The sequence below is a fragment of the Pseudohalioglobus lutimaris genome, assembly GCF_002866825.1.
Taxonomy (GTDB): Bacteria; Pseudomonadota; Gammaproteobacteria; order Pseudomonadales; family Halieaceae; genus Halioglobus; species Halioglobus lutimaris.
The window spans coordinates 1-12,953 of sequence record NZ_PKUS01000023.1 but is presented as its reverse complement, the minus strand read 5'-3'; the positions used below and the strand labels follow the sequence as shown (position 1 = coordinate 12,953).

Below are 12,953 nucleotides of genomic sequence, written 5' to 3'. Positions count from 1 at the left end.
AGTCTATTTTGTCATGTGTTAAGGCAGGGAGGGACTAAGATTGCCACGAACTCGAAACGAAGGCGCCTATCGTCAAGCGATGAATGAATGGGTTGTTCCTGAATGTCTGCATGTTCCGATTGTTGCCGTGGATGAACAGGCCATCGAGGCCCATATTGGCGATATAGTCGAAGTGCTTTCACCTGGCAAGGCACTACTGGTCAAGATGGACCCGCCGCCAGTTCGAGATCCAAGGCTGGAGATTTGGTCTCAGTACGATACGGACATATTCTTTGACCCGCTCCAAGTATGGGTTAGTCCCGGATACACCCGGTATCGCAAAGCCTATATCCGCGCAAAGGGCCAAGTATCCGTCGCAGGCAAGGTCGTCCACCATGTCTACAATCGCCGAATGGCGGTATTACGAGATTATGGATTTATCCGTCTGGTCCCGATTTCCAGAGGTGCAAACTCAAGCAGTGGCTACACAGAACAATGGGGAGTAGAACATGCGGCTTACGATAACGGGGAAAGACGCCGCAAGAGAGATCTACGAATTCAATACGCCGATCTAGGTGACCTGTTGGTCATGCTCGATGTTAAGCTTGGAGGAGGTGTTCAAGAAGTGGTAAGACTAGGCCAGAATTTGATAGAGATTCCGGGTAAACGCCCCAAACAGCCTGAATGATCTAAGATCGCATTTGACCGATGGTTTTTCGGGGCCCAGTTAAGTGAAAAGAATGGTCATGGTATTACTGGGATTACCAGGAGGGTTCGGATTTGGTAGGGGCGCTGCCAAGCAATAATTGCAGCGACTTAGTTAAACACCCACACCGCGGTTGCCGACCAACTGCCAACAAGTAGTCAAATATTGTAAAGTCGACGATCAGCTATCCTGATTGATCTCTGGAGTTATCTAGCTACTATTGAATCTGAAGATGGGATTTACGGGCTTAACCTGGCTACATCTTCGTGGTGCTAAAAATCGATTAAAAATGAAGATTAGCTTTCCAGCTACAGCGCACTTAGTCCAGTTTCGCCAGCCAACCCTCGAGGGAATCCGGTTTTTCAACCAATAGCGAAACCAGGTCAACAGAAAGGGAGAAAACACTTTCACCACCGTGATCAGTCCAAGCCAGCGCAAATTTATTGTACTCAAACATTAGGCCATACCCATCATCGTCCACTTCCGCGAAGTCACCTATGGCCGCAACAGCGGATACCCCCCATACATTCTCTGCCTTGTCTCCGTTGAATTGCCACCATTTGTATCCGAGTACTTTCATTACAGCGACGGCTTGTACCTTGTCACCATCAGGGGATTCGTCACTGTATGCTAGCGCAACCGAAGGATGGGCGATGATGTAGCGCGAGGTAGGGGCTTCTTCTCGCTGGGCGATTTCTTGGATGCCACCTCGCTTCCAACGGTTAAAAGCTAGTTCCCACGGATACTGAAAGCCGGTATCAGAGAGGTAACTCTTCCATTTCTTGTGGGACGAAGCATAGTTCGTTTCTATTTCCTCTGCAGGTTGGTTGTTGGCTGCTGGCACTAGCTGTTTGTACACGACGCTTTGGTACTCCAGTACTGGCAGGAATTCCTCTTGGAACATCTCATCGCAGTCGGTATCCCCTACAGTTTTGGTACTACAGCCGTTTGATTCTTGTAAGAATGGTAAGATAAAAGCGTTATCAAAAACGTAGCTGGTGTCCTTTAGGGGTTTCCAATTAGGGTTGCTGATCGTGCCGATCGGGTCATACTCGAAGTAATCCGTGTCGCAGTTCTCGGCTCGTATTGCTTCATCAGAACGGGTGCCGGCGATCTCACATCGCAATGAAGATTCCATCGCGCTCTTGGCCGATTGGCTTACATTAACTTCGCGATCGAACTGTTCCTCAAACTGTTTCTGCGTGAGCTGGAGGGACTGTCGAACGCGTTCGTTTCGGTTATTGTCATCAGCGCTTCGTACCCTCTTAATCCAAACCTGACCCTCTTGAAAGAGTTTGCTCTCATTTGCACAAGAGTCCACATAGGCTGCAGCAAGTTCAAAGTATGATTTTCCATTCATGGATGCGAGAAATGACTGTCCCGGCATTCCGCAGTTTGAAAAATCGGCATGGACGCTTGGTGCGGCCAGTAGCTGAGAAAAAGCTGCGTAGATAACAATAGCTCTTTTGGACATTTCTTGGCCTCAGTCGGTCAGTGACTCGGAAAATTTCTGTATGAAGGATTCGAAATCATTCAAAGCGCGGACGAATTCCCAGAAAGAAGTCAGGTCGCGTTCCTGCTTGAGTTTCTTCGCCATTTTCCATGTTTTCTCGGCATTTTCGCTAATGGTCCTGTTTGAATATGTTTTAAGTCTATTAGTGAGCTTTTCGTCATCAAAGGCTGGTTCGCCCGTATTACCTGTGCCAAGGGCCCAGCAGATGTCGGCCGCCACACGTGGGTGCTCAAGGTAGCCGGTGAAACTATGTGAATTTCCTCGAGTGAGTTCCTTGAAGCCAATTTGTGTGTTCCGGTAGCGGCCAGAAAATTCCGCGTTATTGCCCCATTCGGGCACTGGATCAAACTCTCTGATCCAAGTGAAGGGATCTGCGGGGTGTAGCGCATTCACGTAGCGCAGACAAGCGCCTTTACTAGGAGCTTTTGCAGGAAAAACCCGAGTCTTTCTCCAAAGAGTACTCGGGTTGTAAGCGAGCAAGTGGGTTACGTTGGCGACCATGGCTAACGCCACAGGTTTCCCGAAGACATTTCGATTAGTGACATCTGCTGTGAACTCGTCCATGGCATCGTGTATTACACGGGTACCCATGGAGTGGGCTATAACGCTCCAGGGCGGTTTTCCCCTGACATTGAGTGTCGCAGTGATCACCTGAAGGATATATGTACGTACCACGTTTGCATAATCCGACAAGCGGTACAGAAAAACGTCCCCCAATGCGCTGGTGACAAATTCTTCATTGTCGAGAGAGCCTGTTGCATACTCAAAAAGACCTCGAAACACCGATTTCATCGCGCCGATTTGCGCTGTAGTCATAAAAGTAGTGATCTGTTCTGCATTCTTGTTGTGAGCATTGATGTAGTCGAGGAAAAGGTGATCGTAGCTAATCTCTACAAATTCGAAGTCGTCCGTGAGACTCATTGGGTATCCAATAGCACGAGCGTTAGCTTTGAACTCTTTGATAGCCTTGTTAGACCAATCTTCGGTATGGGTGCCCATTCCGTGAAGAAGAAAAATAACGTGTTTGCCCATGGTGAATTGGTTCCTAAAGGTTGAACGAAGCTAACAGCTAATAGCGGATTGACAGCTCGAGATTCACGTATAGAGTTCTTGATACGTTTCTAAATCTAGATAGGCGTGGTCGGAGGAGCCGAGAGCAAAAGATGTTCCTGTGGATGTGATCCACGCTATTGGAAATGGTGCGGAGTTGTAGTGCCTGAGTTTCCATTTCTGGCCGCATGCTGCCTCCTTGCTAGAACCGGTAGGTATAACCTAGTTATGAGGTCCATAAGTCGGAGTATAGACAGGCATTCAAAGAACGCAAATAACAAAGACCCCTAAAACAATTTCCGCAGGCTTACGCTTTCTATAGGAGGGTATTTTCCTGAGATTCTATGAAAAGTAGAACCTCAGCTCCTGAGCCGATGATTCGATTTTTCTGCCAACAGGTTGATCAATTTCGTTTTGGGTGTAACCTGATGAGGGTTTCCGCAGATACTCGTTTTTTAAACCGGAGGATATACAGTGGTACTTGAAGGTGCATGGTCAGTGTTCGGCTTGGGTTGCGCAGGTGGTATAGCTGCCGAGGTTTTGCATTGGTGGAATCTACGCCAAGCTGAGAAGTTACCTATCTATGCGAAAAAGGCATTCTACTGGTCGATAACTATCGTAATGATCTTACTTGGCGGCTTTGTATCGTGGCTGTATTTCGGGGCAACAGCTGAGGGCATTGTTGCTTTTCATGTAGGCCTTTCGACACCTCTCTTGCTTCAGAAGCTAGTTGCTTCAATTCCAGAAGAGACGGGCGCCAGGAATACTGTATTGACCAGTTCACCTACCTTGAGACGCTTCTTTAGTTGGTGATTTGCAGATGCAGCTTGGTGCCATCGTTGTTGGTGTCGGCAACTATAGTTACGATGATGTGGAAGTCGGTTATCCTCTGGAGCAGTTGGAGTTTGCCGTTACCGATGCGCAGGCCATTGTTGAGTATCTAGAGATATGTTGGGGTGAGAAAGAACGGGTTATAGAGAAGGTCTACGATCTGGAAGCGACTCAGACGGAGATTGATATGGCCTTCAATAGACTTTGTAGTGAAGGCCCGTTTGAGACATTTTTTGTTTACTTTTCGGGTCATGGAATATCACAACCTGACAAGACTGGATTCCTGCTACAGCCCGAGGAGCATTCTCGTAATCTGCTATCAATTCTAGAAGCGGATCGGCTGAACAGTATTCTGGGGCGTTGTCCCGCCAAACAGACCATCTTTGTACTAGACTGTTGTTATGCTGGTGCCATAACAGAAAAGCTTCCCTATTTTATCAAGCTTAATGAGGGCGACACAGCGCGGCTATTTATCGCATCGTCAAAAGCCAATCAAGTTGCATGGGAAGATCATCAGATTGGTCACGGCATTTTCACAGCTCATCTATTAGACCTCCTAAATACCGGAGATACCGAGGCATTTGGAACTAGGCGTTCGTTTCTCGACGTGGATGGGGAGCTCTTTCCTATATTGTGCGAGCAAGTGCCTTTATACGCGTTAAGGACGAAGGCTGTCATGCAAGAGCCGCTTAAGGGCGGGTCCTCAGCTAATCCGATTCTCCTGCCTACGGTAAATGCGACCCGGACTCTTGAGTCCAGCACGACACTCTCTACAGCACTTCACCGTTTCCGCCAGCTTTTGATTTCAATGGCCTTATTTGTCGCTTTCCTACTAGTCGCCGCAAATACGTTGATTTTCCATATCGAGCCGAATGAGTCGGGTACACTCGCAGTTAAACGAGGGCCGAGGTGGTTGGAGCCAGTTTTTCGAAACTTACCTTTTACTCGCGCAGAGTCACGACTGTCGATATCTCAACTGTCTCCTGATCCAAGTCAGGCACGTGCAGTACAAGGTGGCTACGCGGCGGGAGTTTGGCTTCACCGGAGTACTCATGGCTATCGTGCATGGGCAGATGTCGCGCTCGATAGTCTTGAAGCGGATTCGGCATTTCAATACAGAACTTTGCTGGGAGTTCGACCTCGAGATGACGAAAATTGGATTTCGGGAGAAAAAGTTGCTAGCGCGGAACTAATGCTGCGCATTTGGTCTTTGATAGGGAGTGACACTAAACCACTACCGATCTTACTATCCCGCATTCCTGGTAGTGATCGATACCAGGACATCAACGAGCCATTCCAGTCGAGTAAATTTGACTTCGGTGTTCTGGACTTGAACGTCGATCAGATGCTTCGCTATGCCAGTGCTCTTGAGTTCTCGACGGTGATTGATCACGAGATGACTTGGCCACACTTTCTTGGTTTTGCAAAAGCCAGTCGTGAATGGTTGTATCACACAAGTGAGGCGACCAGAGGTCGAGGTGCCCATGACCGGGTCAAACTTGCATTATCGGATGTATTAGTTCGAATTATTAGTGAGCGTAGAAGCCGCGAACTTTCGTCACTGAGTAGTGATATGTTGGATCAACTTTTGACCTTACACGAGCGAAACTACTCTGACGCGTTAGGTTTCGCATTTGCCAGATCACAAGAACCGAAGCTGGTAGATATTGCACGTAAAGAGGGGTTAGCAGGATTTCAAGGAAACCCGTCTGAACCAGATCAGGAACGCGCATTGTTGAAACTTGTTTACTCACTCGATGGGTCTGTAGGTTCGAAACGACTTGTTGATCAAGCAGTTGCAGCATTCGAGGCGGCGGATTTGCTACCAAACTCCTATCATATACGTCTACTGATCGAAGCAGGGGCGAGCGGTTCGATGTCCGAGAAGCAATTGTCAATGCTCTTGGATGACGCAGATGCGGCCATGGCAAAAAAAGTACGCGACTTTGACGATGTAGAGCTCGCTAGGGTCCTCGCATTCTCTATTGGACAGTTTGCTCGCGAGGACCGCGACAGGGCATTCAGGTTCATCGAAATGATAGCCTCTGAGGAGCCGCCTATGTCTTCGATGGTATCGCAGATATACGCTGCTTTGGCGGAGAAAAAATTCGACAGCCCCGAAATGCGCGCACATATTAGGAGGCAGGTTTCAGTTGCACGGACCGACTATCAGAATTTCGCATCGGCCTCTGAAAATCAGCCTGGCATGTCAATATTTGTCTCAAGTGATCCATGGATATCGGCACTGGCGTCGATAGCGCTGTCAAGACCCTTAGGATTAGAGGACAAGGAGCTCTTATTAAGACATCTAGATAATCCGCGGCTCGGCAATACTATTGCTCGGGCGTTGGCTGCGCATTCTATTCCTAAGGACAAATATCAGTCCGCAACGAAGATTCGAGAGGAGCTCAATGGTCTGCTGCGTGATCATCCTGGGCGCGATCGAGTGGAAAGGCTTTCTGCCTATGCCATAGCGATGTTGTCACACGAAAAGTTTCAAGAAACTATGGATGCGTTAGCTGTGATCAGAGCTGATGAGATCGAACCACAGACCCGAGCATCAATAGGACAGATCATCATCAATGCTTATTTGGCGAGGTCAAAGCCGACCTCCGTAGGTCTTCCTCTGGCCCGCTAGACCCATTTATCCAGCGAAAGATTGTACCTGCATCTTCAATACACTTGGCGTTGGTGAACTGACACTTTTGGCACACTACCAGGTGGCTTTCTAAAGTTAAGTCACTGGCTAATATTTGAGCCTCTGCCACTCGTCATGCCATCGATGATCTTCGGCGTGCTGATAGATGGCTGTGGTTTCAAGCTTCTCGTGCCGGGCGGAGGCCTGAATATATTTGATGCCAATGCCGGTATCATCACTCCGAGTGACTGCGGTATGCCTGAACCAATGGCAGGATGCTCTCCGAAGTTTTCGGGAGTCGTTCAGTGATTCTGCTTCCAAGGTATCAGCGGCCCCTTTGACAGTCTCTTTCACTAACCGATGAACCATATTGTGGGATACGCCGCTTGTGCCCTTGATACTCCGAAAAATGGGAGATCTATCATCTTCCGGAGGCAAGTCATCTAAGCCCAGGAATCGTCGATAGCGCATCAATGCATCAAGCATTTCGTCGTTGACCGGCACCTTGGCGCGTTTGCCCCCCTTGCCTTCGACGAACCACCACCATTTGCCCCGGAACTCCCGAAAGCTATTCATCGAATGGCTGGCCACTTCGGAAACTCGGGGCGCCAATAAGAATAGAAAATGAAATAGAAAGCGCACGCGCTCAAATTGCTCGATCTCTCGGCGAGTCCCCTGGGGGAGGGACGCGATGTAACCCTTCAGGTGCTCCCAGGTTTTCTGGTCGAGGAAGCGCTCCTGCGCGACCACATCATGCGTTGATGGGGTTAGCGCCTTATTGCGCCGGCGGATCAAGGAGAGTGGATTCCCCCGGATATAGCCGGCGTCCACCCAGTAGGAGAGCAGGGCATTGACCACGATGAGGGACTGCCGCTGACTGCTTTCACGCAAGGGGCCTTGGAACGGTTTCCAGGCCGCGGAATGACGCGGGGACCGAGGCCCGCACCAATAGGCTTCCGGCTGCGGGTTGGCCAGGAATACCTGGTAGGCCTGAAAGTCCTCGCGCAACAGGGAAGAAATCGGCCTGCGTCGCTCCTTGATGGACCAGAGGAGCAGCCGCTCGGCCTCTTTACGGTAATTTCGGTGGGTTTGCGGGGAGCCCTCGAACTCGGCCAGCCAGCATTGGATCGCCTGCCAGTCATTATCCGCTTGGATCTGGCAATGGTCTTGCGGCAACCGGTTGTCTCCCTGGCTGCCGTCCAGTTCCTCCGGCAGGGCAACCAGGCCATCCAATGGCACCGGATGCGCCCTGAAAACGACCAATTCCACCCTGGGCGGTCTCCTACTGCTAAATCAGCGATATGGAGATTGTAGCGCTTATAAATTCAAGAATATAGGGTTAATCATGAAAATATGAAAAAAACCGAACAAAAAGTACTAATATCTATACACCTTACATCATACATTTTGTATTATCCGAGGCATCTAGAGTGTTTATGTTAAATACGGCGGGTCAAATCCCCCGCTGAGGGGAAGTGATCATGCCCAGGACTATTGCCACCGCCAGTAACGTCTTTGCCGCCTGCGATAGGCTCGATGCGGCCAATGATCGATGGAATCGAGAGGATGTTCGAAGTGAAGTCGGGGGAGGGGGCTGGGTTGTTATCGATCCACTGATTAAGGCCTGGCGTGCATTGCGGCCATTGAGGGAGGTGGCACCCAGCACACCGACAGAGTTACTCCAGCAGGTGGCTGCCTCATTGGAGGCACATATTGCAGGATTTACCCAGGAAGCAGAGGGCCGACTCACTAAGAGCCAGGATATCTTCGATACAACCATTTCAGAGTTATCAGAAAAGTTGGCGAGCCTGGAAGCAGAGCTGGAAGAGAAAGTCGAAGCCGTAGAAGCGAGCGAGACTGCGAACTCGACACTTATCGAACAGCTCGAACAGGCGCAATTGGAACTTGCGGAATCAAGGACGGAAAATGCCAGGCTTGTGACGGAAAATGATGGCCTTACCGGCCAGGTCTCTCGAATGGAAAAAGAGCACAAGACCGCGACGCAAACGATGCAAGCCGAGCAACGCGACCTGCTCAAGCAGCATGCGGCGGAGCGATCGAGGGCGGCAGAGGAGCACGCATCAGCGATTGCTACACAGCGAAAGGAACTTGCGGCTGAAGCTGAGCAGGCTGAAAATCGGCTAATGGTCCTCCTCGACCAGGAGCGACTCGAGGCGAAGACTAACGCAAAGAAGCTTACTGCTAATCTGGAGCAAATTTCCCAGAAATCCCAGGCTGCACGGGAGGCTATAGTGGGTCTCGAAACGAGGGTCAATGAACTAACGCGGCAGAACGGCCAACTCGAATCGGACATTGCAGTGCAGCTTGAGACTAATGCGGAGCTCCAGGAAAGTCTGGAAAGCCAAAAACTCCTGACACAATCTGTGGAGCGAGAATTCAGTGTCTATAAAGAAGAACATAAGTTGGGTGGCGAGCTTGTAGCGCTACAAGAGGCGGTAGCAGTCCTCCAACAGCAGCTGCGAGATAAGGGCGATAGGAAAAAGAAGTGACCCCAACACTCCTCATGTTGTGCTCATCACTTGCAGTGATGTGGCCACCAAAAAGACAAGACCCGCCGAGGAGTTGCTTAGAGTAAGATCGAATTGATGGCAGAAATGGCAGAAATGGCAGAAAATGGTAAGACCTGCATTGAGGCCCGATATATGCCAGCAACTTACCTTTATGCCCATGATACCTGGCTCTTGCAAATTGGGGCGGACCACATATGCAAATCAACAGGAGAAGTTCATTCCGTTGATCTGAGCCAGAACATACATACTCGTTTGACTGACTGTAGCCTCAAACCCCGAGCTTGCCGACAGAACTTTGGCTTGCAGAAATTTGATCTATAAACCAGAGGTGGAATGGATCTTTTGATCGGCTATTATGCCAGTAGAGTCGAAATTCAAATTCACGATTTTTGAAAGGAGGTTCAATGCACTGCAGCTCACCAGACTGGACGAGGGGTAATACCAATCTAGTTGAAATTGTAGCGATATAATCTGTTGCCGCGACAATCTTAGGTATCACAAGCGAGCTAGATACTCTCAGTTCCACATTCCTTTCCGGAAATTCAGCTCCCACTATGTGTTCGACCGGTGTGGATTCGCCCGTGATTTGCCCGGTCGAGAAGCTAGGGCGAGGCACTAACGAAACATGGGGCAAAGAGGAGTACTGCTCAAGAGAAATGCTTCCCTTAACTAAAGGATGATTGGACGCACATATAACAGAGAGTGTTTCATTAGCAAAATGAGTAGAGTCAAATTCGTCTGCCTGGATCGGGCCATACTCTAGTGCATAGTTGAGACGACCATCTTTCAGTCTCCCTGATATGTCAGGACTGTGATCTGGGTGAAATCTGATTCTGAGCTTTGGTGCCAAGGGCAATAACATATTTAGGATGACTGGAGCGAAGACGTACTCTGAAGAAATATCTAATGATATATCCAAGGTCCTATCAGAGTGACAGGGGGTAAATGTCTGCTCGTCAAAAGTGTGAATAAGAGATTCAAGGGCCGGCACTATTGCCTCATGTAGCTCTTGTGCGCGCTGTGTTGGCTTGAGGCCTCGACCTGTTCGTACGAACAGGTCGTCCTTAAAGCTTAGTCGGAGGCGCTTTAAAGCATTGCTCACGGCTGGCTGACTCATAGAGAGCCTCTCGGCGGCTCTTGAGAGCTGTTGTTCTTGCATCAGAGCGTCGAAAATCGGTAATAGATTCAGATCTTGGTTGCGAAGCATAGCGCCTCCGTTATCAGGATACCTGATAACACTCTTATATATTATCAATTTGTATTTAAATCAAGCGAGAGTAGTATTTGGCTATCTGATACGTCATGTGGGAAGCAGAATCTCAAGGCAAAGCGCGAATTGGATTGTCAAACTTACTACACAAATAATCGAGGTGATGTATGAATGCGATTACAAAGGGCATTGCGCCAAACCAAGAATGCAGCGAGAGAGTTATGCGGCTCAAAGAAGCGGTGGACTCTGCTCAGTATGGAGGATGCATAGAGCGAGCCGTGCTTTGGTCTGACTACTATATGGATGAGGCTAATGACGGTAAATCCAATCCCGTCCAGGTCGCCGAGGCAACTGCTTACGTCCTGGCCAATAAAACCGTCAAGATTTATCCCGAGGAACTGATCGTAGGTAACTTTACCTCCAAGCGAGTCGCGGGCATCTGTTACCCAGATCTGGGCGGACTTGGAATAATGATGAGCGCACATAAGTTGCCTACTCGAAAAGTGAACCCTTTGGAGATCAGTGAAGAGGACCAGGCGACACTCAAGTCCTACGCTCCCTTTTGGTTGGACAAGTGTCTGCCTGCCTTGGCTTTTGATGGCAAAGAGGAGCAAATGCGATTTGTCAAAGAGCAAGGTGAGGCGCTTCAGTACCAGCTGTATGAGGCAGGCGGTATTGCGCATTTGGCTCCTGGGTATGAGAAATTGATCAAGCTTGGTGCGGAGGGAATTATAGCGGAGGTAGAAGCGTTCGAGAGAAACACGACCGATCCGGAAAAGCTGGAATTCTACCGCGGTGTGAAGATTTCGATGGAAGCACTGGCGCAATTTGGCGAGCGCTATGCTGACGAAGCCGCAAAAATGGCAGTTGACGAGGTTGATCCAGAGCGTAAGCGTGAGTTGGAGCGTATCGCTGAAGTATGTACCCGTGTGCCCCGGCGCGGTGCCACGAACCTGTATGAGGCGGTCCAGTCGTTGATGCTGGCGCACATCGCCATTTTTCAGGAGACTACGGGTGAAACCACTTGTCCTGGTCGCATAGACCAATTTCTGAACCCTTACTACGAGCAGGACCTGGCAAATGGAGTCATTTCCAGGGAAGAAGCCAAGGATCTTCTTGGTGCTTTCTGTATCAAGGTGTGCGAGACCATTCCCATGTACTCTGACAATCTCACCAGCATGCTGGGTGGTTTGACCAGTTGGGAGGTAGTAACGATCGGTGGACAGGACGCGGAGGGGAATGATGCGACCAATGAATTGAGTTTCATTCTTCTGGAGCTTGCTGACGAATTGCGCATGCGCCAGCCCAACTTTCACGTCCGTCTCCACGAGAACACACCCAAGGAATTCTACGATGAAGTCATCCGGGTGAACTTCGGCCCGGGTTCGGCACCCGCCATGTATAACGACGAGACCATCATCGAGTCCATGATGAACGTCGGTTATTCCCTGGAAGATGCCAGGGACTATGTCGCCATCGGCTGTGTTGAGCCCACGGCGCCGGGCAAGACCCTGGGTTCCACCGACGCCGGGATGTACAACATGGCCCTGGCCCTGGAAATGGCCCTCAATGAGGGGTGCCAGTTTGGCTCTGACCGACAGATCGGTGTCAAGACCCCCCCGGTGTCCAGCATGGAAAACATGGATGACGTATTGGATGCCTACAAGGTGCAGGTGAAGCATCAGTTGGGCAAACTGCACGCGGATTTGCAGAGGTGCGAGAAGTTCCATGCTGAACACCACCCCACCCCTATTACAAGTGCTACACTCGAGGGCTGCTTGGAGCAGGGTGTCTGCTCTACCCAAGGCGGCGCCACATACAACTTCTCGGGTATCCAGGGCACCGGTATGGCGGTAGTGGCCGATTCCCTGGGCGCCATAGAGAGTGCCGTATTCGAAGACGGCTGGCTCACCCTTGAAGAGCTGGTCGCGCACCTGAAAGACAACCTCTCAGATGAGGTTGTGCGGACCAGGCTGGAGGGCATCGATAAGTTTGGCAACGACATTCCCAAGGCGGATGCCTGGATGAAGTGGGTGGGTGATCACTACTCCGATTCCATCCACGCCCTGGGTAAGAATACCCGTGGCGGCCAGTACCTGGCGGGCGTGTACTCCAACACTTCCCACACCCACTTCGGTGGGCTGATCAATGCCACGCCAAATGGCCGGCGTGCTGGAGAGACCTTCGCCTCGGGCTTTGCCCCGGAGAACGGAGCGGATAAGCGTGGTTCTACCGCCTTGATCAACTCCATGAACCGGATTGATTTCAAGAAGTTTGCCAACGGCATCAACTTCAATATCAAGCTGGATGCTTCCAGTTACGAGTGTGACGATGGCAAGAGTGCACTGGGAAGCATGTACAAGGTGTACTTCAAGCGCCACGGTATGCAGGTGCAGGCCAATATGCTGGATCCGAAGATCCTGATTGAGGCACGGGACAATCCGGAGCTGCACCCCAACCTGCTGATTCGGGTATCGGGCTACTCGGCGTACTTC

9 protein-coding genes are annotated in these 12,953 nt (G+C 50.2%); 5 read left to right on the top strand and 4 right to left on the bottom strand.

Annotation, left to right across the window (positions count from 1 at the left end; all coding sequences use genetic code 11):
- Positions 1-40: 40 nt before the first annotated feature.
- Positions 41-667 carry a hypothetical protein gene (locus C0039_RS15140; RefSeq protein ID WP_133126014.1) on the top strand — a complete coding sequence of 209 codons (627 nt, stop codon included), beginning with the start codon at positions 41-43 and terminating at the stop codon, positions 665-667.
- 337 nt (positions 668-1,004) lie between these two features.
- On the opposite strand, the gene C0039_RS15135 is transcribed toward C0039_RS15140, so the two are convergent.
- Together C0039_RS15135 and C0039_RS15130 are read right to left on the bottom strand one after the other, a co-directional pair.
- A complete protein-coding gene (locus tag C0039_RS15135; protein WP_101518520.1) occupies positions 1,005-2,159 on the bottom strand; it encodes a hypothetical protein in 1,155 nt (384 codons plus the stop codon).
- Positions 2,160-2,168: 9 nt separating this feature from the next.
- Positions 2,169-3,230 carry a hypothetical protein gene (locus C0039_RS15130; RefSeq protein ID WP_101518519.1) on the bottom strand — a complete coding sequence of 354 codons (1,062 nt, stop codon included), beginning with the start codon at positions 3,228-3,230 and terminating at the stop codon, positions 2,169-2,171.
- Positions 3,231-3,722: 492 nt separating this feature from the next.
- Here C0039_RS15130 and C0039_RS20945 point away from each other — a divergent pair, with 492 nt between their 5' ends.
- Together C0039_RS20945 and C0039_RS15125 are read left to right on the top strand one after the other, a co-directional pair.
- Positions 3,723-4,061, top strand: coding sequence for a hypothetical protein (locus C0039_RS20945; protein ID WP_133126013.1), 339 nt, complete (start codon positions 3,723-3,725; stop codon positions 4,059-4,061).
- Positions 4,062-4,068: 7 nt separating this feature from the next.
- Entirely contained in the window at positions 4,069-6,717 is a 2,649-nt protein-coding gene (locus tag C0039_RS15125) for a caspase family protein (RefSeq protein ID WP_101518518.1), read from the top strand.
- A gap of 108 nt (positions 6,718-6,825) precedes the next feature.
- Here the strand turns inward: C0039_RS15125 and C0039_RS15120 are convergent, their stop codons facing one another.
- Positions 6,826-7,986: a tyrosine-type recombinase/integrase gene (locus tag C0039_RS15120; RefSeq protein WP_101518517.1), complete on the bottom strand. Its 1,161-nt coding sequence runs from the start codon at positions 7,984-7,986 to the stop codon at positions 6,826-6,828.
- Between the two features lie 212 nt (positions 7,987-8,198).
- Here C0039_RS15120 and C0039_RS15115 point away from each other — a divergent pair, with 212 nt between their 5' ends.
- The gene (locus C0039_RS15115) at positions 8,199-9,227 is read left to right on the top strand and encodes a DNA-binding protein (protein WP_101518516.1); all 1,029 of its coding nucleotides are present in this window, start codon (positions 8,199-8,201) and stop codon (positions 9,225-9,227) included.
- Positions 9,228-9,516: 289 nt separating this feature from the next.
- Here C0039_RS15115 and C0039_RS15110 read toward each other — a convergent pair whose 3' ends face one another.
- Positions 9,517-10,455: a LysR substrate-binding domain-containing protein gene (locus tag C0039_RS15110; RefSeq protein ID WP_101518515.1), complete on the bottom strand. Its 939-nt coding sequence runs from the start codon at positions 10,453-10,455 to the stop codon at positions 9,517-9,519.
- Positions 10,456-10,679: 224 nt separating this feature from the next.
- On the opposite strand from C0039_RS15110, the gene C0039_RS15105 reads away from it, so the two are divergent.
- A partial coding sequence (locus C0039_RS15105; RefSeq protein ID WP_207796463.1) for a pyruvate formate lyase family protein occupies positions 10,680-12,953 on the top strand: 2,274 nt, incomplete at its 3' end.

Coding starts and splice junctions, on each gene's coding strand:
- C0039_RS15130 (WP_101518519.1), bottom strand. CDS start 3,230: ATGGGCAAACACGTTATTTTTCTTCTTCACGGAATGGGCACCCATACC.
- C0039_RS15135 (WP_101518520.1), bottom strand. CDS start 2,159: ATGTCCAAAAGAGCTATTGTTATCTACGCAGCTTTTTCTCAGCTACTG.
- C0039_RS15110 (WP_101518515.1), bottom strand. CDS start 10,455: ATGCTTCGCAACCAAGATCTGAATCTATTACCGATTTTCGACGCTCTG.
- C0039_RS15125 (WP_101518518.1), top strand. CDS start 4,069: ATGCAGCTTGGTGCCATCGTTGTTGGTGTCGGCAACTATAGTTACGAT.
- C0039_RS15115 (WP_101518516.1), top strand. CDS start 8,199: ATGCCCAGGACTATTGCCACCGCCAGTAACGTCTTTGCCGCCTGCGAT.